This is a genomic window from Burkholderia sp., assembly GCF_018375725.1.
Lineage (GTDB): Bacteria > Pseudomonadota > Gammaproteobacteria > Burkholderiales > Burkholderiaceae > Burkholderia.
In genome coordinates, this window is sequence record NZ_JAHACR010000002.1 from 45912 (window position 1) to 70565 (window position 24654).

At 59.6% G+C, this 24654-nt stretch carries 30 protein-coding genes; 23 read left to right on the forward strand and 7 right to left on the reverse strand.

Annotated features, from left to right (window positions below):
- Positions 1-144: 144 nt before the first annotated feature.
- Positions 145-1119 (reverse strand): hypothetical protein, encoded by a 975-nt coding sequence (locus KH616_RS01050; protein WP_292232983.1) that lies wholly within the window; start codon positions 1117-1119, stop codon positions 145-147.
- A 314-nt stretch (positions 1120-1433) separates the two neighbouring features.
- On the opposite strand from KH616_RS01050, the gene KH616_RS01055 reads away from it, so the two are divergent.
- From KH616_RS01055 to KH616_RS01070, 4 genes are read left to right on the forward strand one after another with little or no spacing between them, the layout of a single operon-like run.
- Positions 1434-2009 carry a hypothetical protein gene (locus tag KH616_RS01055; protein WP_131754349.1) on the forward strand — a complete coding sequence of 192 codons (576 nt, stop codon included), beginning with the start codon at positions 1434-1436 and terminating at the stop codon, positions 2007-2009.
- 8 nt (positions 2010-2017) lie between these two features.
- Positions 2018-2665, forward strand: a complete 648-nt coding sequence (locus tag KH616_RS01060) for a hypothetical protein (RefSeq protein ID WP_046196203.1) — start codon at positions 2018-2020, stop codon at positions 2663-2665.
- A 24-nt stretch (positions 2666-2689) separates the two neighbouring features.
- Positions 2690-3943: a hypothetical protein gene (locus KH616_RS01065; RefSeq protein ID WP_046196204.1), complete on the forward strand. Its 1254-nt coding sequence runs from the start codon at positions 2690-2692 to the stop codon at positions 3941-3943.
- 8 nt (positions 3944-3951) lie between these two features.
- Positions 3952-4206, forward strand: a complete 255-nt coding sequence (locus KH616_RS01070; RefSeq protein WP_046196255.1) for a hypothetical protein — start codon at positions 3952-3954, stop codon at positions 4204-4206.
- 52 nt (positions 4207-4258) lie between these two features.
- On the opposite strand, the gene KH616_RS01075 is transcribed toward KH616_RS01070, so the two are convergent.
- Positions 4259-6028, reverse strand: a complete 1770-nt coding sequence (locus KH616_RS01075) for an ATP-binding protein (protein ID WP_046196205.1) — start codon at positions 6026-6028, stop codon at positions 4259-4261.
- A 199-nt stretch (positions 6029-6227) separates the two neighbouring features.
- Here KH616_RS01075 and KH616_RS01080 point away from each other — a divergent pair, with 199 nt between their 5' ends.
- On the forward strand, positions 6228-6929 hold the full coding sequence (locus KH616_RS01080) for a hypothetical protein (protein ID WP_155836212.1): 702 nt from the start codon (positions 6228-6230) through the stop codon (positions 6927-6929).
- 105 nt (positions 6930-7034) lie between these two features.
- On the opposite strand, the gene KH616_RS01085 is transcribed toward KH616_RS01080, so the two are convergent.
- The gene (locus KH616_RS01085; protein ID WP_292232992.1) at positions 7035-7796 is read right to left on the reverse strand and encodes an NYN domain-containing protein; all 762 of its coding nucleotides are present in this window, start codon (positions 7794-7796) and stop codon (positions 7035-7037) included.
- A gap of 117 nt (positions 7797-7913) precedes the next feature.
- On the opposite strand from KH616_RS01085, the gene KH616_RS01090 reads away from it, so the two are divergent.
- Positions 7914-8189 (forward strand): hypothetical protein, encoded by a 276-nt coding sequence (locus KH616_RS01090; protein ID WP_046196207.1) that lies wholly within the window; start codon positions 7914-7916, stop codon positions 8187-8189.
- 94 nt (positions 8190-8283) lie between these two features.
- On the opposite strand, the gene KH616_RS01095 is transcribed toward KH616_RS01090, so the two are convergent.
- Positions 8284-9147, reverse strand: a complete 864-nt coding sequence (locus KH616_RS01095) for a hypothetical protein (RefSeq protein WP_046196257.1) — start codon at positions 9145-9147, stop codon at positions 8284-8286.
- 11 nt (positions 9148-9158) lie between these two features.
- Positions 9159-11768 (reverse strand): DNA cytosine methyltransferase, encoded by a 2610-nt coding sequence (locus tag KH616_RS01100; protein WP_292232995.1) that lies wholly within the window; start codon positions 11766-11768, stop codon positions 9159-9161.
- A gap of 255 nt (positions 11769-12023) precedes the next feature.
- Here KH616_RS01100 and KH616_RS01105 point away from each other — a divergent pair, with 255 nt between their 5' ends.
- The 9 genes from KH616_RS01105 (at position 12024) to KH616_RS01145 (ending at position 16844) form a co-directional block, all read left to right on the forward strand.
- Positions 12024-12356: a hypothetical protein gene (locus tag KH616_RS01105; RefSeq protein ID WP_131754387.1), complete on the forward strand. Its 333-nt coding sequence runs from the start codon at positions 12024-12026 to the stop codon at positions 12354-12356.
- A 21-nt stretch (positions 12357-12377) separates the two neighbouring features.
- Complete coding sequence (locus KH616_RS01110; RefSeq protein WP_285518488.1) at positions 12378-12683, forward strand: hypothetical protein; 306 nt, start codon at positions 12378-12380, stop codon at positions 12681-12683.
- Positions 12684-12708: 25 nt separating this feature from the next.
- Positions 12709-13188, forward strand: a complete 480-nt coding sequence (locus KH616_RS01115; protein ID WP_131754388.1) for a hypothetical protein — start codon at positions 12709-12711, stop codon at positions 13186-13188.
- A gap of 16 nt (positions 13189-13204) precedes the next feature.
- Positions 13205-13735: a hypothetical protein gene (locus tag KH616_RS01120; RefSeq protein ID WP_046196211.1), complete on the forward strand. Its 531-nt coding sequence runs from the start codon at positions 13205-13207 to the stop codon at positions 13733-13735.
- Between the two features lie 131 nt (positions 13736-13866).
- On the forward strand, positions 13867-14028 hold the full coding sequence (locus tag KH616_RS01125) for a DUF6726 family protein (RefSeq protein ID WP_165487670.1): 162 nt from the start codon (positions 13867-13869) through the stop codon (positions 14026-14028).
- A gap of 10 nt (positions 14029-14038) precedes the next feature.
- Complete coding sequence (locus KH616_RS01130; RefSeq protein WP_046196213.1) at positions 14039-14437, forward strand: hypothetical protein; 399 nt, start codon at positions 14039-14041, stop codon at positions 14435-14437.
- Between the two features lie 188 nt (positions 14438-14625).
- Positions 14626-16005, forward strand: coding sequence for a DNA repair protein RadA (radA, locus tag KH616_RS01135; RefSeq protein WP_080324325.1), 1380 nt, complete (start codon positions 14626-14628; stop codon positions 16003-16005).
- A 200-nt stretch (positions 16006-16205) separates the two neighbouring features.
- Entirely contained in the window at positions 16206-16439 is a 234-nt protein-coding gene (locus KH616_RS01140; protein WP_080324334.1) for a hypothetical protein, read from the forward strand.
- A 45-nt stretch (positions 16440-16484) separates the two neighbouring features.
- Complete coding sequence (locus KH616_RS01145) at positions 16485-16844, forward strand: hypothetical protein (RefSeq protein WP_046196216.1); 360 nt, start codon at positions 16485-16487, stop codon at positions 16842-16844.
- A gap of 242 nt (positions 16845-17086) precedes the next feature.
- Here KH616_RS01145 and KH616_RS01150 read toward each other — a convergent pair whose 3' ends face one another.
- Positions 17087-17569, reverse strand: coding sequence for a hypothetical protein (locus KH616_RS01150; protein ID WP_143262274.1), 483 nt, complete (start codon positions 17567-17569; stop codon positions 17087-17089).
- Between the two features lie 21 nt (positions 17570-17590).
- Positions 17591-18031 (reverse strand): hypothetical protein, encoded by a 441-nt coding sequence (locus KH616_RS01155; RefSeq protein ID WP_143262276.1) that lies wholly within the window; start codon positions 18029-18031, stop codon positions 17591-17593.
- 354 nt (positions 18032-18385) lie between these two features.
- Here KH616_RS01155 and KH616_RS01160 point away from each other — a divergent pair, with 354 nt between their 5' ends.
- The 8 genes from KH616_RS01160 to KH616_RS01195 all read left to right on the forward strand — a co-directional run bounded on the left by KH616_RS01160 (position 18386) and on the right by KH616_RS01195 (position 24572).
- Positions 18386-18667, forward strand: a complete 282-nt coding sequence (locus tag KH616_RS01160) for a hypothetical protein (protein WP_046196219.1) — start codon at positions 18386-18388, stop codon at positions 18665-18667.
- A 479-nt stretch (positions 18668-19146) separates the two neighbouring features.
- On the forward strand, positions 19147-19824 hold the full coding sequence (locus KH616_RS01165; protein WP_046196220.1) for a hypothetical protein: 678 nt from the start codon (positions 19147-19149) through the stop codon (positions 19822-19824).
- The gene (locus tag KH616_RS01170; RefSeq protein WP_155836207.1) at positions 19817-19960 is read left to right on the forward strand and encodes a hypothetical protein; all 144 of its coding nucleotides are present in this window, start codon (positions 19817-19819) and stop codon (positions 19958-19960) included. Before KH616_RS01165 ends, KH616_RS01170 begins: the two co-directional genes overlap by 8 nt.
- Positions 19961-20226: 266 nt before the next feature.
- Positions 20227-20859 (forward strand): hypothetical protein, encoded by a 633-nt coding sequence (locus tag KH616_RS01175; RefSeq protein ID WP_131754395.1) that lies wholly within the window; start codon positions 20227-20229, stop codon positions 20857-20859.
- Positions 20860-21569: 710 nt separating this feature from the next.
- Positions 21570-22826, forward strand: coding sequence for a site-specific DNA-methyltransferase (locus KH616_RS01180; RefSeq protein ID WP_292233011.1), 1257 nt, complete (start codon positions 21570-21572; stop codon positions 22824-22826).
- A gap of 101 nt (positions 22827-22927) precedes the next feature.
- The gene (locus KH616_RS01185) at positions 22928-23611 is read left to right on the forward strand and encodes a hypothetical protein (RefSeq protein ID WP_080324321.1); all 684 of its coding nucleotides are present in this window, start codon (positions 22928-22930) and stop codon (positions 23609-23611) included.
- Positions 23612-23871: 260 nt separating this feature from the next.
- Positions 23872-24210 (forward strand): hypothetical protein, encoded by a 339-nt coding sequence (locus KH616_RS01190; protein ID WP_046196223.1) that lies wholly within the window; start codon positions 23872-23874, stop codon positions 24208-24210.
- Between the two features lie 203 nt (positions 24211-24413).
- Positions 24414-24572 (forward strand): hypothetical protein, encoded by a 159-nt coding sequence (locus tag KH616_RS01195; protein ID WP_165487672.1) that lies wholly within the window; start codon positions 24414-24416, stop codon positions 24570-24572.
- The last annotated feature ends 82 nt before the right edge of the window (positions 24573-24654 follow it).

The following is a 24654-nucleotide window of genomic DNA, read 5'->3' on the forward strand; positions in this document are numbered from 1 at the left end:
TGAAAAGCATGGTGGCATCCGGACGGGACTCTCCCCGGTCGAGGGGTTCGTCGAGACTGCAGAGAAGCTGCTCGGCCTGTGGGATGACCACTGACCAACGCGGCTAGATCGCCGGGCGATTTCCTCAACCGCCCGGCGAGAATCTCACTCATCGTCATCTGCCGCAGGTGCTGAATTGCCGTCGTCGGCTGCAAGCGGCGGATCCTTCTTCTCCGCCTCGCTAAGCCTGTCCATCAGCTCCTTGATCTTCAGGCGCGTTTCCTCTTTGAGCTGGCCGTAGGCCGGGTCAGTCTCGAGCTCGCGAACCGCCGTCACGAGACGGGGCGCGATTTTCTTCGTCACGCGCTTGACCAGTGCGCCCGGGAGGTCGCGCGGCCGCACGTGCTCCTTGCCATCCGTCGCGCGCTGCAGGAACGACAGCGCGTTGGCCTTGTGCTTCCGGATCTGTTTGATCGCCTCCGTGCCGGAGATCTTGTCTTCGGCGACGATCTCGTGGATACGGCGATCGGCGCTTGCCAGCAAAAGCAAGCCCTCGATGTAGTAGGGGGTGAGCTCGCCTTGGCTGTCTTGCATCTCCACGGCGATCTCCTCCGGGGACATACCGTCAACGGTGTTCAGGCGGTGAGCGAGGATGGCCTTCTCGAGAACGGTCAGGGGCTCCTTGTCATTTCGCCGGATCACGCCGAGGTTAAGCGACTTGCTGTCGGCTTTGTCCGTAATGGTGACCGGTACGCGCTCGATGGGTGGTTTTCCTTCCGCCACGCGGTACTGGTTGGCCAGGAACACTGCCTCGAGGCGGCGGTGGCCGTCGTGCAGGCAGATGATGTGCTGGCCGTTCTCGTAGATGAGAAAAACCGTCAGCGTCTGAGTTTCGTCGAAGCCGTCGCGCGCCATGTCGCGAGCCAGCTTTTCGATGCCGAGTCGGTACTTCCTGGTCTTGATGCGAGGGTTGAAGCCGTCGATCACCCGGATCTTTTCGATGAGCGGGCGATAAAGGTCGGCGGACTTCGTACCCTCGAACGCCTTCTTCTTCACGCCGGCCTGGAATGCGAGATCGACGTCCAGAGGGATGACGAGCTGTTCGCCCATCACCGGAGAATTGCCCTTCCGCTTGTTCATGTTCAGCTCCTGTTGGTTAGGCCAACTCGTAACGCACACGTCGCTGCGAGCCGGACAGATCCCATGCTAAACATCACAAACTCAGTTTCTAGGGGGCGCGCGCCGATTTTGCGCCGACTACAGGGGGCTGGTTTCGGCTGTATGGCGTGATAGGCTTCTATTCAGCCGATTGGTTCCCAGCAGGAAGAATGTTGCCGCGGAGACTCAAGGCGTGGTGCCTGACTGCCGTTAATTTCAGGACAGGAATTGATCGGGACATCGAGTGGAACGGGCTGGCACGACCAGTCGCTTGCGTACGGGGGAATCGGAGCAACATGGGAAGGTATCAATCTGAATATGCGTGGGAAAAGATCAAGCGATTTGATCTGGTGCTTGCTGTCGAGGCCATGCTGGAATCCGAGGTCAAGACCTTTTCCCGTCCCCTCGAAAACGGTGAACTCGGCGTGGTGAACATTCAATTCACCAAGGATCCGGAATACCTGGACGATGCCGGGGAGCACTTTGGGCGGTTGGAGTCGCTGCGGATTTTGTTTAAGGACGTCGCGCCGGAAGACCGATTCAACTTCAAGAGCAGCGTGGATGCGACTGAAGCTCAGTACAACATCAACGTCAAATACAGGCTTCCGCTTTTCAGCGCAAAGTTCGTGCAAGAAAGCGAACGGACATTCCTGAAGCGCATGGCGCTGTTCGACCTTGGCTTCCTGCTCGGGCAGGCACTCGATAGTGGCTACTACCAAGGCCTACTGCGGGAGAAGTTCCCGGATCCACGGCATAAATGGGATCGTGCCATTCGTAGCCGCGTTCCCTTCCTGGACAACGCAGCCCGGATCTACGTGCCGCCGCGTCCCAAACACGAACCGCTTCAAAACAGAAAGTACTTCGACCGATAAGGGCCGGCATGCTGCATCATCTTCTCCATACGATCATCGTCAGCGCGATCACGGCGCTTTCCGTACACGCTGCCGGGGCAGTCATGTTCGGCGAGCGCGCGAAGCGTTTCCCGATCGGAGTCGCCCTTTCTGCGCTCTTTGTTGGGCCGTGGTGGGCAGCGTTATCTGCAGGAACCATGGCGCACCTGCTAGCCATCATCATCGAGAATCTATTTCGCCGCAAAAAGTCCCCGAAAAGCCTGCCCTTTGCGGCCGGGACGGCCTGCCTTGCATTGACCTTCGGCTTCAATATGACCTTGGAGCACGCGGCTGACGATCTGATGAAATCGATCAATCAGAGCAATGATGCAGCCTGGGCAAAGATCTCCAGCAGCGGCAAAGCAGGGCAGATGGTGGCCGCTCACTACAAACCGTGCGTCGACGAGAAGACGGCCGTGACGCAGGGCTACGGCCGGTTCGCGACGATGACGCTGGAGCCGAAAAACGGGCCGAACCAATGCGAGATGGACGTTGTCGCCTTGGCAAGGGTTGAGGGAGGTGAGAGCTTCGCGCGCGACGTTGCGGTGATCATCGACAATTTGCCGAACAGCCTGCAACTGTCACCGGATGCGCAGGCGAAACTGGACAGCCTCACAAAAGACACGGCTGGCATCTAACCCACGATTTTACTGGACGGAATCATGGAACAAAACACGGCAAAGCCCTTGGTCTTTCTCGACGAAGCCAGCTTCCTGCTCAATCAGCAGAACGATCCGCTGCGCGAGGCGCTACGGGAAATCGAGGCCATTCCGAACGCGAAGTATCTGGTGCGGAATGGCCGGGTGTTCGTCTTCGAAAAGCTCGTGCAACTGGTCAGGGAGACAGGCGCCCAGCCCAAGGCCCCGCAACTTGCCGATCTGGCGCGCAGCCTGATCGAAGACGCCACGGTATCGGCCGAGGAAGCGGTCAGCAAGTGGTCGATCGTCCCGGAGCCCTACGTGGTCGAGTCAGTCGCCGAGGGTGACGATGCGACCCAGCAGTTCGAGATCCGGCACAAGCCCTTCAACGCGTTCGTGCCCGGAGCATTCAGCTCGCGCGAAGCAACTCACGCCACGTTGGTCAAGCTGCTGCTTGGAGAAGTCGTGGATGGCGAGCAGAGCACCTTCGTCTATCGTGGCCAGCCGATGAAGCTACCCAAACAGGTCGACGGTCTGTGTCTTTCCATGCTGCCGACGTTCGGCCAGACGAATGAGTCGGGGCGGGAGCCGTGGGTGGGGCTCGCCAACGTCGAGTGGATGCCAGGATTCGAGCCGATCGACGAGTATCGTTTCCTCCGGGCCCGGGAGGCAGAGCGTGCGTGGAAACGCGCTTGCATTGAGATCGAGTGGGGTGCAGAGCGTTGCGTGCAGAAAATCTGGCGTGACGTCCCGGTGTTCAATCTGAAGCGCCTGAACACCGCGGACATCGAGCTGTGGTACGACGACAAGGATGTGATCGCCAAGTTGCGATCGTTGTACCCGGAACTCGGGGATCTGGCCGGCAACGTGCTCCATATGCAGTTCGACAGTTACCGCACGGAGTGCTGGAACGATCGCTCATGGGAGCCGAGCCGCGATGAGGAGTTCATCTTCTATCTGCTTGGTCGCCTGGTCGACCCGGACGGGAGCGACTACTACTCGATCTCACTTGGCAAATGGATGGCATGGGCGTGGCTTCATGGCCATTCGCTTGACGGCGCCATGCAGTTCGCCACGACGGTTCGCTACTGCAGCAACACAGCATACGAGATCGCGAATTGGATCCGTGATGTCATGATGTTCCTGGCCAAGGATGCGAAGGCGGTTGATCTGAGAGGAAGCCAAATCTGGACCATCGGAGACATGTTCCGGACGGGGCGGAAGGCGAGCTCGGTGATCGTGGCAAAGCAGGATTTATCGCAATTTCAGGCGACGTGATCGAGACTATGGAGCATCCTGCCGACCCCGGGCCGCGCTTCACGAGGTGGCACTGTCACTTCGAGATCGACTACCTGCTTGCCCAATCCGACGCCATGCTCACCGAGATACTCAACGGCGGAACTCCGGTCGAAATCCGGGTCCACCTGATTTGCAAGAAGGCGGCGGGAAAGCGATTCCTGGTCGTGGGCGAATGTGATCACGTCGCCCAGGACGGGAAGTGCGCAGGACACACTGGCAGCGGCGGGGAACAAATCGGATGAGGAAGCTGGCGACGCTTGTCAGCCAAGCGACCGAATCAACTTGCCTCCTTTGCTACTTCTTGCGCTTTGGCAATTGGGGCACGTAGTCGGCGATCGCGCGTACATGCTTGCCGTGGTGCGAGGACGGCCAGAGTCCGAGCTTGGCGAGGCCTTGAACATAGTAGCGAAGCACGTCATCGACGCACATGCCGGTATCGACCCGGAACATCGCCTCATGAAAGCGCGAGAGAAAGTCGAAGTCGTGATGATGCTCGCCCGCCGACGTCTCGGGGTGTGCGTATTCATGCACCAATAGGGATACCAGCCAGGCTGCGCCACGCTGGCGGATTCCGAGGAGGGATTCGCGTGCTAGGGCGATGAACGTTGATCCGTCCGTCCACGCTTCCTTGGTGTCCGAGAGGCCCGCAACGATCTTCCGGGGCTCGGTACGCCAGTCGCTGCCCGGGTAGACGATGCGCTGGACTCGATGGTTGATCGAACGCAGGCACTCGAGTACAAGTCGCTCCTCTTTGCCGAGATTCTCGTCGTCGACGAATGACGCCGTATCGTTCAGCTGCTCGACGAAGTGGAAAAACGGTATGACCTTGATCGGCGCGTCGCCATCCCAGCTAAGGTGAAGCTTCGTTCGTAGCTTTGTGAGGACACGCGGGAGATTGTCGTCGGTCGCGGCAGCGTTGGCGATTGTCAGCAGCTTCGGCATGACGACTTTCGCTAGCCCATCGCGCTCAACTCGCTCGGCAATCCCCGTATGGCGGCCATCAAAGAGAGTGAAGCACCGGCCGGCCAAACCTTCTTCCGGCGAAACGAGTTTCCCGAAAATATCGGGGATGAATCGCAGTTTGAAGATGGCTTTGACAGTTTTCCCATCCAGATTGACAGGGGAGAAGTAGATGTCGCGGAGGAGGGCGGCGGCCTCGTTGTCATTGAGTTTTTTCACGCGCGTGAGCTGAAACGCAAATCTCTCACGCACGACCTTGTCGATTGCCTGCCACACTGCGCACCGGTCCTCAAGAACGCTGTTGCGAGCAAGGTTGACCGCTAGGGGCACGTTCGACGTGATTGCCCCGCCGATGCCGTATCGATTGCTCGGATAGCTGTTGACGAGGATCCCGCGGTTGTAGACACGCAACTCGTGCGACTCCCGATCGAAGCGATATCGCGCATGCTCGTCTTCGAGATCCCACTTCGCGTCGGCCGGAAGCGTATTGATCTGTTGTCCGTTGACGAAGATCGGAATCGGAGCGTACCGGACAATCTGGCCGAACTCGCCGCCCGGCCCAACGGGAAAGCCCTCATCGTCCCGAGTGCTACCGACGAAATACGTCCGAAGGGAGTAGTCGCTCGTCTGGAATCCAACCTTGAAATTGTAGAACTGGCCCGTGATGCGGCAGCCGGCGTACGGCTCGGCGTGCTCAACCAGGTCGTACCCAGAATCAATGGATTCGTCTTCCAGATCGACTCGCATTTCGAATTGACCGCTGCGCCATACGGTCGAGGCATAGGACATGATCTGGCCGCGGCCGCACCTAAAACGACCATAAAGGGCGTCGCCGTTGACGTGCGGAGTACCGAAAGTCTCGAAGAACTGCTCGATTTCGTCCCGAGACTGGAACCCCTTGCCGTCATCGACGAACTCGAACGCTCCCGTGGCATCGACCGTCAGGTCAATGCGGGTCGCGCCGGCGTCAATACTGTTCATCACGAGCTCGGCGACAGCTTTCGGCAGACTGCCAGACTGCTCATGGATAAGCGTCTTGATGATAGAAGAGTGGATCTTGAACGCGCGGCGCTGGGCGCCGGTCGGCGCGGTGACAATGCTCATAGCTGATTGCGTGTTTGTTCGCAGAAGCTACAGACGATACCAACCTGACTCGCATCAGCAATGGTGATTCGTGACCTGAAATTGGGGGGATTCGCTGTCTGGTGGAGCGCCCAAGTGGCGAGTGCCTCATAATTCAGAATCCGGATCAGATAGCGATCGGGAAGAAGTCGGGGAACTACCGGTCGATTTGGAGGGTGCAGTGTCAGACGAAGCAATCATCGCAGCAACGACGCAGGTCGTGTATGCAAGTGAAATAAGCGAAAGTGACTGGTCAGCCATGAAGCAACGTCACGTCGTGGGCCAATTTAAGGCTGCATGTTGTAACGCAGCAATGGTCCCCAAGACGAGCCTGGGTGGGCTCCGTTTCTTCGCGCATGCGTCCGGGGAATGTGGGAACGCACCGGAGTCGGTGTGGCACGAAGAAACGAAGGCCAGCGTCTTCGACGCCTTCGCGTCTGTGGCCTCATTGGCGTCAGTTGAGTCGCCGGGGCGCGGCGCCGTCGGTCGATGGATAGCGGACGTGCATGTTCGCGTCGGAAATAGGCAGATTGCAATCGAGATTCAACATTCGCAGCAGACATTGGCCGAATATCTGCGCAGGCAACGTCGCTACCATGAGGGCGGCTGGGAGTGCTACTGGTTGTTGTATAGACCACGGTTTTTCACGCTGGCCAAGGCAGTTGCGACGCGAGTCATCAAGGAGCGATACGGCGGTCGCTGGCCTGATCCGAGTCCCAAGGGCTTCGGATTGCCCGAACTCCCATTTGCGTTGATCGAAAATCAAGGTAGCCAGATGGTCATGGGCCCGGACTTGAGCATTGACCTTCTTCCTTGGGCGCAGGCGATTAAAGACCAAAGGTTCCGCTACGAAGAAGGGCGTTGGATCGTCGCCGACGTCTAAAAGAAGGACAAGAATGCAACCGCACGTGTTTGCTCTGAAGTTCACGAAAGATTTCGTGCTTGTCTCCGATCCAATCCGGATTCCTTGAACGCGACTGCGCTAGGGCTAGGCGACGGCCAGTTCGTCGATTTCCACGATGGTGTGATTCTTTCCGGGAAGAAGCCGGACTTCATGATGGGTATTCTGGCTTCCCGGCGCATCCGGAACGCGGCGGCACTCGATGTGCTTCTGGCTGCTCGCGAGGACGCTTAACGAGGAGGCACCATAGATGCGTGCATCGAAGCCCGGTTGAGCCTTGCGGAGTTCGGCGCCGACGTGAGACAGGTTCACCCAGTTGCCATCCTTCGACGCGGCGCGCACGGCGCTCGCGAAGAGCCCTTGAATGTCGGCCTTGACCTGCGGCGTGACCTTGGGCGGCTCCGCCGGCGTTCTCAGGTCCTCCACCCACGTGAACGTGTCGCACGCAGCCACGAACGCTTCGCAAGCCTTGCGCTCGCCGAAACCGTAGACGGCTTTGCCTGACTCACGCAGGCGCGTCGCCAGGCGAGTGAAGTCGCTATCGCTTGAGACGATGCAGAAGCCGTCGACGTTCTCCGTGTAGAGGGTGTCCATGGCGTCGATGATCAGGGCCGAGTCGGTAGCGTTCTTGCCCGAGCAGTACGCGAATTGCTGCACCGGCTGGATCGCGTTGCGGTGGAGCTGCGATTTCCAGCTACCGAGGTTCGAGGTGGTCCAGTCGCCGAACGCGCGGCGGATGATCACCTTGCCGAACTTCGAGGCGGCCTTGATCACTTCGGAAATGACCGATGCGGATGCATTGTCTGCGTCGATAAGCAGGGCGAGGCGGGGTTGGTTGGTGTCGTGCATGATGGTTCCGTTTGTCATGAAATCCACGATACCTGGGGAAGTTCGCGTTTCAAGGCCATGCGCGGAGCGAGCAGACGAGATGTATCATCCGGGTGTCAACACATCCGGACAGGAAGCATGAAGAACGAGAACGGCGGTCGGCGTCGGCGGAACAAGCCCCCCGGGCCGTTCGATTGGCACCACACCTCGCGACGCTTTGTCGGGTACTTCATCTTCTGCGTGATCGCGGGCGGCGCGCTGCTGTTCTGTCTATGGTTCAAACACCGATTCTGGAATGAGCCTCTAGGCTTCGACGGGATAATCCTGTGGTTCGCGATCGTGCTGATCATCTTGGGCCCAATCCGGATCGGACTTCTCCGGCTGATGGAGAGTGGGTTCGACCGGAAGCGATAGCTGGACTGCCGGGCAGAGTTGCTGTCCGTGAATGCCGAATCCACTCAATTTCAGAACGGTGTCCAGGTAGTCCCCGGGCCTCAGATCGACGCCTTCAGGCGGCTGCAAGCGAAAGAGCTTGCTGCTGAGGGTCGAGCATCTTCGGGTAGGGCTTTGCCGCCGCGAATGTACGCTCGAGCAACCGCTTTTCTCCTGGTCGACCGATGCTGAAGACGTAGCAGTGGTTGCCAGGGTGCTTGACGCGGGCGAACGTCCCACTGGATAGCACCTGATCGATCCATTCCGCCGGCTCCTGCCCGAATCCTCGCTCCGGAGCACCAAGACGCACCAGATTCCTTTCCGCTCCCTGGGCGCCTTGCTCCTGCCGGCGGATCTTCGAGATCGCCCGGGGGCTGAGCACATGCCCGCTCGCCGAAAGGTGCAGGATGCGGGAGGCCGACCGCCCGACGTAGCGGGCGCTACCGGCCTGGTAGATGATGCCGACGTGGCCCGGAAGGACAACCCGCCCGGAAGCTGTGTGCCTCGGCACCGGATCGGAGTAGGCAATCACGCCCTTGACCTGGGGCTTGGACTGTTGGAGTGCAGCAAACGCCCGTTTGAGGAAGTACGTCTCGCCGTTGTACGGGACGCTGTCCACCAATATGAAGCGACCGAGTTCGACACCGGCGGACGGGGGCAGGCCGGTGTACTTCGGGATTGCCGCGTTGTTCATAGGCACGCTGAACACGCAAACTCCCACGAGCTCCGTGCCGCGAAACAGGCCCACGCGCTCGATCGCGGCGGGATAGCTGGCGGAGTAGTGATTTTGGACGACAAACTGTTTCGCGACGGAATCGCTGATCACGTCGACGGCGTAGTCCTGCTTCCGGAAACCTTCGTCCCGATCAACGCGCCAGTAGTCTCGGCCGAGGCGCCAGCGTTGGACCGGGCAAGCGTTCGTGGTGATCTTCATCGACATTTTCGCCTCGATCAAGCAGCCGTGCGGGCGAACAGTCGCTCGTGGCCGAAGTTGGCTCGAACCAGAGCCTCCGCCTGGACAGGCGAGACACTGTTCCCGCACATCCGGATCTGAGCCGTGGTCGACAGCGGAATACGCGGCACTGACAGCGGGTCCGCGACTTGCACTCCATCCTTGAACAGCAGCTTCGGATCAGGAATCTCGTGGATGATGTAGTTCTCCGGAAAGGACTGCGCGCGGAACAACTCACGTGCTTTGAGCATCCGCAGGGTGATGTCAGCCAGCACCCACAGGATGCCGTCGTAGGACATCAGGATCATTTCGGCGCCGGCGGGGAACTGCTCGGGCAGGTGCTCATGCAGCAGCTCCGCGCAGCGGCGGGCCTTCTCGCGGTGCTCTTCTGCAAGGCAGTCGGCAGGAACCTGTACGGTTTCCACGAGCCCCATGCGCGCCTTCGTCGGCAGGGTATGCATCGGCTCGTTGACCGCTTGCCACTGACCACCAGAGCTGTAGTACTTGACCAGGCAGGCGGTCACCAGACGCTGGTTCGCGCCCTTCGAGGCGATCGTGGATACTGGGGCCCCCATCGGGCGACCATCGTTTTCGGCCCAAAATCCGCCGTTGGCTTGCTCGAGGAATGCCGATTCTAGGGCGCTAGGCACGCTACTCCCTGTCACCGAATTGAGGGGCGTTTCCACGGAGCGGACACCGCTGCTCCAACGCTTCGCGTCGGTACCACAGGACTCACCGTGCCCGATATCGATCAGGTTGGCCGCGATGAGTGCCTGCTCGCCGCGGTGCGCGCCAGTCACCGTTGGCAGAGGCTGAGCAGGCGAGGTGCCCGCGCGCTCGCCATGGTGCGTCAGGTGCGTGAGATGTGCAGCGACCACCCCGAGCGGCGCACTGCCGCCAGGGCGCTTGATAAAGCTGTTCGCGGTGACGGTTGGCATCGGCTTGTTCATGTCGCTGCCCGCGCTGCCCGTACGAAACTTCGTGATATGCGTAGCGACAAGCGCCTGCTTGACGCCCCCTGCGACAGCCGTGCCGAGCGGTCCTTCGATGGTCTGGGTACGAGGCTCCTGACCCGCGCGCTCCCCGTAGCCGATCGTGATCAGGTGCGCGCCGGCGAGTGCGTGATGATTGCCGCCGGCGGACACGGTCGAAAGCGGCTGCTCGACGCTATCGGCGCCGAGATGGGCCTCGCTCGTGCCGCGCATAGTGACGATCGTGGATGCAGCCATCTGCTCTGCATCGACGGCCGCGTCGAACTCATTGACCCGCTGGAAAAAGCGCACGTCCTGCTCCGTGAAGCCCTCATCGTGCGCCGGCGTGTCGGGCGAGATGCTGCCGCGCTCCGCGACGAGCGGTGCGAACGCCGGTGAGACGACGGAGAAGTGCCCTCCTTTGACTTGAGCGCAGATCGTACGCAGCGGCTCGTCGGCAGGCATGGTGCGCTGGTTGCTGGCATTTGCGTGTTCCGTCAGGAACGGAGCCGTCAATGCGCCGTCGAGGGGGTAGATACCGGTCTCGTTGCCGCAGGTCGGGCATGCTCCCGGGATGCCAGCATCCTCGGGTTGCCATGACGGAAAGGTGTTGCCACAAGTGGTGCAGTGGAATTCATGAGGCCGTTCTGCCGTAGCCGGCGGCGTCGGGAAAATGGGTTCGTACTTCCAGCCACCGGCACTCGAGACGCTCGTCATCAGCGGCTTCAACACGGGCTGGCCCAGCATGTGATGGTTGCCGGTGGTGATCGTCGGCAACGGTTGATCCGATCCAGCGCCAGGGTGCCCGCTCGTATTTGTGACGATAAACGGCTTTGCGCTCGCAAGCACGTGGCGCCAGAGACCCTTGGCCACTCGGCGCTGCGTGTTGACAGCGAGCTCCTTTTTTCGGTCGAAGATGCTTTCCGCCGGGAGATCAAAGTCGATGCATTCCGCTGCGGTGCGATACGGAGAGAGCATGCCGGCCAGAACCTCGCGCGAGGCGGGGTCGCCGTGAGACTGCTCGGGGAACACGATGGGCAACCCGTCGCGGCGAGCCACGAGGAACAGGCGCTTGCGGATCGTTGGGGCACCATTGTCGCAGGCGCGCAACTCGCGCCAGTCCACGGTGTATCCATGTTCACGCAACTGGCGGACGAAGCTGTTGAACGTCTTCCCTTTTCGCTTCGGATCGGGAAAAGCTTTGCCATCCTTGCCAATAATTAGCGGACCCCATGTTTTGAACTCCTCAACATTTTCTAACATGAGAACTCGCGGTTTGGTCAGAGCAACCCAGCGCAAGCCAACCCAGGCAAGGCCCCGAATGTGTTTCGCAACCGGCGTACCGCCCTTGGCTTTGGAGAAATGCTTGCAGTCTGGCGAAAGCCAGACCAGCCCGACCGGCCGATTTTGAGTAACCACGATGGGATCGACATCCCACACGCTCTCGCACAGGTGTTTCGTCTTGGGGTGATTCAGCGCGTGCATCGCCAGGGCCTCGGGATCATGGTTGATGGCGATGTCTACCGGCCGTCCGAAGGCCGCTTCCAGACCGGTGCTGGTACCGCCACCTCCGGCGAAGTTATCGATGATCAACTCGTGACCGAGATCTAGCGGGTAGGTAAAGGCATCGCGCTTCATGTGTTCATGGTCCTTTGTTCTTAGGCTCGATGGCCTTGAAATCACGATAACAAGTGCGCCTTCTGAAACAAGAGGGGACGGTAGCCGGGCTCCTGGACCTCACATCCGCTGAGGACTTCCCATTAGGAAGTTTTTACCGATAACCCAAATTTCGAACATTTCCCCCCTTGAATAGCGCCTGTTTGACGATTGTTTGGGGCTTGGAAGTTGCGTAAGGTGGCCCCTTCGGGAAATAACTTTTTTGGGAAGGCAAGAATGAAGAAGCTCCTCATTTTCGTTGCTGCCATTGGTATGTTCTCGGCTGCTCATGCGCAATATGTGGCCAAAACGCCGCTCGTTGCGACAGCCCAAGGTGCCCATTGCAACTCCGGGTTTGGGCCGGTGCCCCTGATGGCCTATGATCCCGACGGCCATCCGATGCAGTGCGCCCATACCGACAAAAACGGTTCGGGATCTTGGCAGTACGTGGCTGAAAGTGATGTCGATCGCGTCACCCGTAAGCTCGATCAGCTGAACTCCACGGATACGCAAATTCTTGCGAGGCTCACGGAGCTGCTCGCAGTCCAACGCGCAAACGTACAGAAGTAAAACAACCGGGAGGCATCTGCGATGATCAATTTCAGAGCCGAGGCAGAACGTAGCCCCGTGCCGAAATTCCTGATTGGAAGTTTGCAGGGTGCATGCGAAGTATCACGTCGGATTCGCCGGCTGGTCACCCGCCGCGCGGCGCGACGTCGGGCGCTTGCCTTCCTCGATGGTGTGTTGGCTTATCGGCGGCGCGAATCGGACACGGCAGGCATCGTCCTTCCGGAAAGGAATTCGCTAAGCAACGTTGACCAGATGGTGATCGCCGATTTGGGCGATCGTCCAGCGCGGGCCCCCAGTTTCCCTTCATCCCTAATGCTCGGCTCCTGAGCATGACCGTCCGTAAGGAATTTTCATGAAAAATCAGATCCAGGCTTCTGCTGCCGCAGTCCTGCTTTTGTTCTCTGCCGCGACCGTAAACGCCGATCCGCTTGGTGTGATCGACGCGCCCAGCCAGATCGTGCCGGCGGTGGCCACGCCGATCAAGGGATACGATGTCGAGGTGATGCGGCGAGATGCTCGCGGCGCGATCAGCAACTTCGGCGAACGCCTGACGCATGGCGAGTCCGTGAACTTCGACGAGCAGTTCAGCTATCTCGTCGCAACGAATGGCCCGCGCGACGGGCTGGACGGGTATCGGAAATTGGAGGTCAGCGACATCCAGCCGACGTCGTCTGGCCTCACATCTTTCCACCTCCAACTGAGGGAAAAGGATTCCGGCAGCGAACTCGTGGTGAACCGGCGAGTGTGGCTGAACGCCGGCGAGGATACTGCTGTCGTGCATGGGCTCAACGGCCAGGACTATCTGGTCAAGCTGCGCCGCGTCGAAGGCTGATTCGCACGAGCTCGTGATGACCGATTCGCTCAAGAAGGACATACCCGACGGCCGGATGACGGATCAGGACCGTTGTCGGCAACTTGCAAAGATCGAATCGACGATTCGGCTTTCTCGACAGTTGGCAGCTCATCCAATCAAGCTTGGACCGGCCGGCTATGCGGCTCTTTTTGCAGCTGGTCTGTACGCGGTGCTGGTGAACGCTCTCGAGGCGAGCCTGGATCACACCCGGTGGCACGTCGGTGGCGATGTGGGCATCCTCATCAGCGCGGCGGCCGCCATACTAGCGGGCGTGGTCGCGTATCGACGGTCCCCATACAAGACGTATTCCGGAAAGATATATGGGTTGCTCTCGGAGTATGAGCCGGTCGACACCGATGGCTTCCGCTTGATTCAAAGTGAAGCCGAGACTGGCTCTCTGAACTCTGACGATATTCTCCAATGGGTCGAACGGGAACGCCAGGAGATCCGCAGGCGATCCGGCCAGACTGATACGCTCAGCCATGACAAGGCCGCTCGACTGGCGTTCATCCGAAAACGCCTCTAGCCCTAGGTCCCGAAGGGAATCCGGCCCAACCGTCAAGTTCAATTTAATGCACCGGGTAGCCAGTCATGACGCCGATAGTCAATCAGTCGACCGCCAATGCGGCTGGGAACCTTCTGAGCAGGAAATCGCTGATGAAACGAGTATTGCTGTTGGCCCCGATCTTTGCCGCACTCTCCGGTTGCGGCGTTGCCGCGGCACCGTGTCGGATCACGGCAGCCGGCCTCGATATGATCCCGGTGGTTGGGCACGTCCTGGCGGCCCCGACCAACGCGTGCGCGGCCGCAATCGATTGAGGAATGCCCCATGATTCGGCGTATCTTTCGAGTGCTCGACCTGAGCTTCTGCTTCACGCAGCGTGCGCGGGATGCTCAACTCGCGAGCGTCACGACCGGGATTTCTGTCTCGCTCATGTACGACGGCGGACTGGAGGTTCAGGCCGTGGATCTCGTTCCTGCTTTCCAGAAAGGACAGCCAAAAGTCGAAACCCTCTACGTCGTCGGCCGAATCCTGGAGGGAACTGGCGGCGCGTTCAACGCCTTCCACGCGATGTATGACCCCAAGGCCGATTCATGGATGACGCGAGCGAAAGGTGTGAGCCGCAAGCGCGGTGACGACGATCTGTGGCTCCAGATCGAAGAATACGAGGATGCGTATCGCGCGGCGGTGGGGCGGATGCGAAAGCGCGCCGCATTTCAGCACTGAAACGTGACGACATAGGGTGCCCTCGGGCACTTCGGCGACCGGTCGAACCTGCGGGGGGCTGATGCCGCCCCCAATAGAAGGTTACCTGAGCCCCCTTGAAATCACACTTCTGTCTGCCAGCATGGTTCCAACCCATCGAGGCACGGCCTTTCAGGCTGTTCCCGATTCAATCCTGACAGGAACCATCCGTGGCAAAAGCAAAGACCGTCTATAGCTGTACCGAGTGCGGGGCAACCGCTCCCAAGTGGCAAGGCCAGTGTCCCGGGTGCAGCGCCTGGAATACGCTGGTTGAAACTGCTGCCGACACCGGTTCCGGATCGCACCGCTTCCAGTCACTCGCAAAGAGCGCCCCGGTCCAAAAGCTGGCGGACATCGAAGCAGCTGATGTGCCGCGATTCTCGACTGGCGTTGGCGAATTTGACCGCGTCCTCGGTGGCGGTCTCGTAGCTGGCGGCGTGGTGCTGATCGGCGGCGACCCGGGCATCGGCAAATCGACCCTTCTGCTGCAATCCCTTGGCGCGATCGCTGGCGAGCGCAAGACGCTCTACGTGAGTGGTGAAGAGTCGGCAGCGCAAATTGCCCTCCGCGCCCAGCGCCTGTCGCTGCTCGAAGACGATTCGAAGGCCAGTGACCTTCAGCTACTCGCGGAAATTCAACTGGAGCGTATCCAGGCGACGATCGAGGTTGAAAAGCCCGACGTGGCAGTGATCGATTCGATTCAGACGATCTATTCGGAGGCGCTGACCTCCGCACCGGGGTCGGTGGCTCAGGTGCGCGAGTGTGCGGCTCAGCTCACTCGGATCGCCAAACAGTCCGGTACCGCGATCATCATGGTTGGCCACGTGACGAAAGAGGGCAACCTTGCGGGTCCGCGCGTGCTCGAACACATCGTCGATACGGTGCTGTATTTCGAAGGCGATACCCATTCGTCATTCCGGCTTGTCCGGGCGTTCAAGAACCGCTTCGGCGCCGTGAATGAGCTCGGCGTGTTCGCTATGACGGAAAAGGGACTGCGAGGCGTGGCGAACCCGTCGGCGCTGTTCCTGTCTCGTCACGATCAGACGGTGCCGGGATCCTGCGTGATGGTCACGCAGGAGGGAACGAGGCCGCTCCTCGTGGAAATTCAGGCGCTGGTCGATGGCACTCACTCCCCAAATCCGCGGCGTCTCGCTGTCGGCCTCGAGCAGAACCGGCTCGCGATGCTGCTGGCGGTGCTTCATCGACACGCCGGCGTCGCATGCTTTGATCAGGACGTATTTCTCAATGCGGTTGGTGGCGTGAAAATCACCGAGCCGGCTGCGGATCTTGCCGTGCTGCTCTCGATCCATTCGTCCATGCGAAACAAGGCGCTGCCGAAAGGGCTGATCTCCTTTGGGGAGGTCGGCCTGGCGGGCGAGATACGGCCGTCACCGCGCGGGCAGGAACGACTGAAAGAGGCCGCTAAACTCGGTTTCTCGGTGGCGCTGATCCCAAAGGCGAACGCCCCGAAACAACCCATCGACGGGCTTACCGTGGTCGCTGTCGACCGGATTGAGGAGGCCATCGACAAGGTCAGGGGGCTGGAATAGTGGGGCAGATGGATTCGGAACTATCTTGAAGGCTGTCCGGAAACAAGTTGAAAGATCAACAGCTGAACCGTACTGGGCATAGCTCGGCAGGCCTTAATCGGAGTTGATTTCTTGAACGGACGTCTCCAGTATTTCGCATTGAGGTTCAAGCTTGGCTGGTGTAGGCCGATAAACGGATGACTGTTGCGGGGATACAAGGCATGAAAAGAGTCGGAGGGTTGAAAGGAAAGGAAAGCGACGGCCACGTGCCTGGTTGGACGCTGTTGGTCGGGTTGCTGGGCTGGGTCGTTGCGCCGATGATTTTGGTGGCGTGCCAAGATCAAGCCCTCTCGTGGAAAGTAGGGATCCCAGCTGCGATCGCCGCGATCGTCATTGGCGCGCTTCTGGAGCGATGGCTGGAGCGCAAGTATCAACCGGCGCGCGAGCGCGGTTAACTATGGTGCTTTCCTGGGTCGAGTGTATTGCGAAACGGCGTTAGCATGGATCTGATCGAACCGAAGATTCGCCCGGTATGTGATGCGCTGAACGCCATCGCGGACGTCCACACACTCTGGTCATGCGAGGGCCATGCCTCACGGCCATCCCGCCCCTATGTCGTGTTCGAGGCGCCTGAGACGATCGCGCTGCAGATCCACCGAATGATTGGGGATGGGCATGCCGGCGGCGCGCTAAATTACTGGTGGAATATGACGGCAAACTTTCGGGACAATGGGCAGCTACAGTGGCTCATCGAAGCGCCGACGATTCCGGGCTGGCATTACCTACCGATCGCCAGGCGAAGGATCGACGCGGAATTGCGGACGTTCGCCTCGCTGCTCAATGATCGCCAGTGGACGTGATCGAGATTGGGAAAATCCGGTGACCATCGCCATGATTAAGTCTCTCGCCCTGTATAACCGACAGCGTTGGCTCTCTCTCGGTCTGGCGGTCTTCATCGCCGTCAGCATCCCCATCGTCATGAGGCTCGAACCGAAGTGCTCACCTCAATTGCCGATCGCCGGCGCAGTCGCATTCGTCCTGTGTATCCGGGCGGCGCGAGGATATACGCTCCGCGCGAGGAAGACGTAATCTGCCTGCCCGGCTAGACCAGCAGGTTGTAGTTTTCGTGCGAGAGAAACTTCAGAGGCTTGAGAGATGCCGCGTCGACCAGCAGGCGGTATCGCAATCCCAGCGGGATCGAAAAATCGCCGCGTCGGGACGTCAGCATCTTCCCGCCAAGAGTAAGGGGGTGTGCTCCCTGCTTGAGTCTGCCTAGAACCTCTAACGCACGCTCGAGAACGGCCGGCAGATGCATTGCTGGGCTCAGATCGATCGGCGCGTTCGCGGCGGCCGCGACTAGCTTTGAGCGGTGCGCAGCAGCTTTCTCCGCGGCGCGGCGAGATTCATCCGCGATCGCAGCACGCCGTGCAGCGACCTCGGCCGCCGCCATGGCCACTGCTTCGGCGTGACGGACCCGGCGTGACTCAGCGGCCTTTGCCGCCATCAGTGCAGGACGTGCCTCGTTTGCGCATCGATGGCAGAACTTTCCCAAGCCTGAATGGCCGCATTCGAATCGTTTTTTCATGGCTGAATGTGTGTGACTGCGTTACTCGCTTTCTACGGTGGCGAGCCAAGGCATCTCACGCGCCTTGTCTTCGGCGGCATCCTTCTTCGTCGCTGTGTCTCGATCGACCCACCGCTGCACGTTCTCGTGCCAGGTCTCGATCGCATACCATTTCACCTTGCATGCGCTTCGCTCAACTACCCGGACGGGATGCGGGCGGGTCTCATTCTGCGGCAGGAACAGCACGAGCTCCGAGGTTGCCGGCATCATCGACATTTCCTCGTGGAATAAGTACGCGAAGTCCGGTATTGCCGCCGGCTCGTTCTGCACTGGCGCCGGTTCGACTTCAGGCGTACCACCTGCGGGAGAACCCGCCGGGAATCCATGCAGAACCAATATGCGAGCCAGAGCAGCCAGCGGTGAAAGCGTTACCTGGTTTGGCCCAGACAGCGGGATGTTTCCAGAAAGTAGTTGAGTCAGCATTCATTCTCCAATGCAGCCGGCGAGCGCGATCGTGCGGGATGTGCCCGTAAATTACGGCAGCAGATGCCGATTGTTTAGGGCCGTTGCAAGCGATCCTATTCCTAGGCGGTCCTAGATGGGTTGTGCTCATTCTTAGTGTCCGATACTTCCTGACGAGAACGCAAGAGATGCGTCCTACCAAAAAGTGTTTGTATAATCGGTGTAGATTCGACCTACCGGCAGCTGGGCCGCAACCAGCCAAATTGGCCTCTGGCCGTGAACTTCCGACGCCATCACGGCGTCACTCACCTCAACCCATACGGGGCATTCTGTCCTGCTGGGCGTCTGCTTCGTAATTCCCAGGAGCAGCAACTCATGTACGACGCAAAAACTGCAAGCGACTACGTCAAGGGGGCGTTCCCCTACAAGTTCGACAGGATCGAGGTCACCGGCGGCGTGTTTTCCGGTCCCCCACCCGGCTATTATCTGATGGCTGATTTTCAGCGCCCTCGTGAGCCCGTTTCCTTTTGTCTGCTGGGCGAATGGTATTGCGACTACCCCAGCGGACCTCATTTGGGCGCCCTGGCCCACATGGTCGCTGAGATCGTCGGTGGCGGTGGATTCTACGGATTGGCTGGTGCCCGCCGGATCTCATAATTGCCGATTCAGCAGACGGGCTGTGATCGCTTCAGGTCCACGTCGCGAGGTCTGCGGATCGGCACTGCAATTTATTTCCTGTCAGGAAGTTTGTCGCCTATATTTAAGGCGTATTCAACGGTAGCTGGACCCAAACCCAGCCAGTACGGCAGCTGTATCGCCGTCATCCATTCACGCCACTCTGGTGTCTTACCCTCGCGGGGCATTCGTCCCGGAGGGGCGTCTGCTTCGCTACCCTCTAGGAGCAGACCATGCCTTTCACGTACGTTGTGCAATTCGATAGCTACGGCCGTTCCCACCGTGAGGTATCCAACGGGGATTGCCGTCACAACAGCGAACGCCTGACCGGCGACCATTTCGACGCTTATTTCGGACCCGCCTGCAGGCAGATCCGCAAGTCGTCCAAGTGACTGTTCACATGATCCCCTGCGGAGCACGCCCGCCAGGGCTAATTCCGCTGAACTCAAGGAGCAGTCACCATGGACGGTATCCAGTATCGAAACGGTAGTGCGATCAAGCACTTTCTGTCCGCATCGGCTGCTATCAGCTATGCGGCCAGGAACGAGATTGGGGATTACAAGCTGCGCGAGGTCACGAAAAATGAAATCGTGAACGTCGCGCTCGAGTGGACCCCGGATCCTTCCAAGATCCGCGAGCAGGAATATCCGCAGATTTTCGATCTCAACCCGCACGAGCGGAGGGGGATGGAACTGCTGGCGATTTCGAAGCATCGCGGCTGGAGTCTGTGCCAGCACGATCCATGGCTTTACGAGGGGACGCTCGACGCTCTCTCACGCTACGTGCTTGTGCAGGCCTGCGCGATGATTCAGTTTCCGTACCCAACCGGTGACGAAGACAAGCGTCGCAAGGCTAAGCTTGCCGCGATGATCTTCGCGGATGCGAACCCGCTCACGACACGTCGCGTGGGTAGTTTCTGCTTCGCGGTATGTCCGAAGGTCGTGTATTTCACGGCGCCCCGCTATGCGGCTGGGTGGGTGCGCGGCGATGTGGCCACGGCAATCATCGAAATGATCGAGAGCGACGACGGCGAGCAACTTGACGCCGTTCTGAAGGCCATCCCCGTGAATAGCGGCCCCCGCGATTTCACTAGGGTGGTGAAAGCCGGCCTCGACCAGTTGGAGGTGACGTATGTCTGATCCGAAGCTCACGCCGGCGGCGGACTGTCAAACGCCGGTCCGCGGTGCTAACGACGACGAGTATCAGATCTACGTTGCCAACGCAATCGAGTTGGGGTGGAATGTCAAGACCTACGACGAATGGCTCAACAGCTAGGCGCCCGCGGTCTTTTAAGTTCACGACCAGCGTAGGGCAGGAGAATCCTTCGGGAATCTCCTGCCACCTGTCTCGACACATCTGTCTTTAAGTGTCGTTCATACGGCCCGTGGCGCACCCGTTTTGGGGGTTCCACGGGCCTTTTCCTTTTGTCGGGTATGCCGGTCCTGAATCTCGGCGGCTCGTGTCAGCAGATCCTTACCACGACGTACCTGATGCCCCCAGGTTGCCCAAAGCTGTACGAGGGGATTCTCCGTTAATGGAGAGTGAATTCCACGCTGCCGCCCATTGAAAACGAGGGCGCGTTCAGGATAATGGCTCAATCGCGGGTTTCGAATGGCAGGGGAGGATATGTGATCGAGATAAGACGGCGACGGCAAGGGCTGTTCGACGTGGTGTTTGGCCTGGACGAGCTGGAGGATCTGCTCCGCAAGCATGGCTGCGCCGATGTCGTCGATATTGATTCCGGCATGAAACTGGAAGTTCACGACGTCTACGGGCGGATGACTGTGTTCTCGCCCGGAGTGATGTCGAGCATCGTGGCTACGGCGGCAACAATCATCACCATGGCCAGCGATGGGAAATTCGTTCAACGCACCCGGAAGCCCATACCGCTACGATCCAACATCGACATCGAGCGCGTCGACCAGGTCGCGGTCGTGATCGATCGGGACGAGGGTGGGTGCAGCGTCACGAACGACATATTCGCCGTGGTGGATCATCTTTTGCGCAACGGGCACGTCCGCGAGAACGACGCTTTCGTGTACCGCGACAGTATGAAGGTCTACGACGGTGTGCAGGTGATCAACGGGGTCTTCGGTCGATTCATTGCGCTGCAGGAAACCGATGCGATGCGGGCCGTTACCCGTCTCCGCGAAAAAGTAGTCTCCCGCTCATGAGGTTGGCTCCCCAGATAAATTCCCCCGGGAAGCACGAAGCGCATCGGCAGATTCGAATAGGGGCGATTCGCCATTGCTGCAGGCCAAGGGACTTGCTTTCGTGAAGCGCCTTGCTAGCCTGACGGTAACAAGCACTGCTGGGGAAAATGATGAGAGAAAAAGACGCGGTCGCCGTTTTGGGTGGTAGAGAGCATAGTGCCAGTGACGTAGACCGAGATTCACGTGCTACGAACATCCAAGCCAAAGTCCATCCGTTTGCTCCCGGAGATCGGGTGCGCGTCTCCGACGACGTGAAAACCAGATACTTCCCTCAGTCGGAGCAGGCCCGCCGGGCCGGGTGGACTGGTACCGTCAATTCCCAGTGCTGCCGCCCCTTCGAAGATCACGTTTATGTGGACTTCGACTTGCGCCCGCGGCAAAGACGTCAGCGTCTCAAGGAGTTCATGGACATCCGGGACCTCGAGCGGGCGCCGGAATTTTCGTCGGCCAAGTAGCTCGACCGCCCGACTGTCGGTGCTCCGCTTGGCGGATTCCCATCAAGAAGTTATCGTGTACAATCAACCTGATTTCCCACGGTAGCTGGTCCGTATCCAGCCTCGGCCCTTCTGCGGCTGCAATCCTGGCATCCTTAGCTGGTGCCGAATCTTGAACCCTAGCGGGGCACACAGCCTGCAGGGTTGTCTGCTTCGCGTTTCCCGGAGAAGCAGACCATGAATCAACCTCGTTCGCGGCCACGCCGCAAGGTCTCGCAAGACCAGATTGTGCTGCCGTTACTCGACTGCATCGAAAACGGCGGCGGCAAGGCGCATACCCACGACCTTTACGACGCGATCGCACTCAAGTGCGGCGTGCCGGAAGTCGAACAACAGGAAACGACGCTACTCGCCGGACGAAATGTCAACGTGTACCAGCGATCTGTCAGGTGGGCGCAGCAGCGCGCCCGTTTGATGGGACTGGTCAACTCGTCTGGTCGCGGCGAATGGGAGTTGACAGGCAAGGGGCGAGACGCACTGCGTCAGGCCGCACCTGGCATCGTCATCACCATCTTCACGACGAGCAAAGGCGTGGCGCTGTTCGGCGAAGCGAAGGAGGCCGTCGCACACATCGACGACGGATCTCTCAGACTGATCCTGACGTCGCCCCCGTATCCGCTTCTGCGCGAAAAGCAGTATGGCAATAAGCCGGTCGAAGAGTATCTCGACTGGTTGATGCGGATTGCTGAACTGTGGCCGCGGAAGCTGGCGGACGACGGCTCGGTGGTGCTCAACCTTGGGGACGTATTCCAGAGCGGCGAGCCTATGCTTTCGACGTATCAGGAACGGCTGATCATCCGACTCGAAGACGATCTGGGATGGAAGCTGTGTTCCCGGTACGCCTGGCACAACCCGTCGAAGATGCCAGCGCCGGCGGAGTGGGTCACCGTGCGCCGCGTCCGCGTCAAGCCGTCGCTCGAGCAGATCTACTGGCTCGCACCAAACGGCGAGCCGTATGCCGACAATTCGCAGGTACTCGTGCCGTACAGCGAGTCCATGCGATCGCGCATTGCCGCTGGTGGTGAGAAGGGGGCTGTACGACCCAGTGGCCACGAGCTGTCGGCCGGCGCTTTCGACGTCGACAACGGCGGGGCGATTCCGCCCAACCTGATCGTCGCGGCTAATACCGAGTCGAACAGTCATTACATGAAGGCTTGCCGTGAGCAGAATCTGCCGGTCCATCCGGCGCGGTTTCCGGGCGCAGTCCCGGAACATTTCATCAAGCTGTGCACGATGGAAGGCGACACGGTCTACGACCCGTTCTCGGGTTCGTTCAAGACTGGCGCTGAGGCTGAGCGGCTTGGCCGAAACTGGATCGGAAGCGAATTGATGCTTGACTACGTGTTGGGGGGAGCAAACCGCTTTCCGGATGCAGTACTGACACGGCACGGCATCGGTGATTTCCGGCGAGCTGCGGATCTTTTCGCCTGCTAGGCAGGCATGTCGGCACCACTTCCGGTGCCTGAATTTTTTCACCCTTGCGGGAAGCTCACTCCCGAAAGGGGGCGCTTCTCGCACTTTACTTGGAGTAGCGCATGAACAACACTCAATCCCAAGTCGTCGAAGCCTTCGAGGGTTACCTGGCCTACGACGGTATTCGTATCGATGTCGGGTTTCAGGCGCCTGCCGGCGCGACGGCAGCTCAAAAGGATGTCGCTTTTCTCGCGGAACTCGCTCAACAAGCGGAGATCAACTATCTGTCGGTTGGCAAGAGCACCGTCGCGGTCGCCTCCCCAAAGCCCGCCGCCTCGGGCTTCTCGACAGCCGATGCTGACCGCCTCCTCGGTCTGGCCGACCAGTTCCTCGAGGACTGGAAGGAGACCGATCGAGACGATCGCCGAGACGGCGGCGCGGATCCGGAACTGGTCGAGCGCCAGGCCGAATACGCAGCCATCCGTCCTTTGTTCGTGGCGGCACCGGAGATGTTCGCGGCGATTCAGGAGCTTTTCCCCAGCCTCGAACTGCTGCCGGACGGTGCATTTCGCCTGACCGTGGAGAGCAACGACGAGGTTCGCCAGTGGATCTGTATCGTTAGACAGTCCAGCAGCCAATGGATTGTCGAGCACAATTTTTCCACTGAGCAGTTCGAGGTGGCGTCGTTTCTCGAAGGCCTGCGACTCGCAGAAACATTGCGGGCCAGTCATATCGAGGACATGGCCCGCCACGCAAACCTGGTTCTCCGGAACCAGGTTACGCAAGGCGAGTCATCGCGCCCGTAACCGAAGTGGTAATTCCGCCCGCCAAACGTCCCAATTCAGGGGGCGTTTGGCGGGTTTTGTTTTTGTGGCGGTCCGAGTTCCTCAATGGAACTGGAAAGCATTTATGAGGATCGCTTGTCTCCACGTGTTCTGGCGATAGAATGTGCGGCGCGGACCAGTGATAGGGTGCATGCACTGTCGAGTTAAATAGGGCCTTGCACCGCTGGTCTGCGCGGGCATGATCGGCCTGGTCACGGCTACTGGCTATTAGGGGGAAGGGAATGTCGGTCGAACTGCTTGATGACCGGGTGTACTCGAAGAGAGAGATTGAAAAATGGCTGACCGAGACGGCGCAGGTCAAGCCGCGATCGCGCGCATGGAACAATGCGCTGACGTCGGCCGGCAGCACGATTGTTGGCGAGGATACGTACCTTTTCGTGTCAGTCAGCGAAACGCACTACAGGGTGTCCCGGGCAAACGCAAAAGAGGTAGCCGAGGTCTTTAAGGTCTTGGACGAGGTTTCCGGGATCAAGAAGTTGAAGCGGCAGTGGTACGTCTGCGTGGCGATCTTGGCAGCCGGCGTCGTTGTCGTGATCGGCGCGGCGATTTTCCAGCACTGACCCGGCCGCAGCGACGGAATCACAGCTTCCTGTCAGGAAATTTTTTGATATGATGGGGGCGATTCTCACGGTAGCTGGACCGAAGCCAGCCAAATCGGCCGATCTTGGGCCGTAACCTTCCTCGCACCGTTCGGTGCTCACCCTCGCGGGGCATTCATCCCGCGCGGGAAGTCTGCTTCGCGTTTTTCATCAAGGAGTAGACGATGCCCTTCATCGAAGTGATTGACTGCGGTTGCTGCGGCTTTTTTCACCCTCATAAGTCCGATGGTGACTGCCGGGACAACGCTGATCGCCTGACCGGCGACCAGCTCGACGCCCAGTTCGGCACGGCCGGCTGGCAAATCGCGGAAACGGCTGAGTAAGCCATCCCTTCTTCAGCCCCCTGGGGTCCGTGTTTCCCCGGAGGGAACGTGGACTCCGAAAAGTCACTTTCTTTTAGGAATC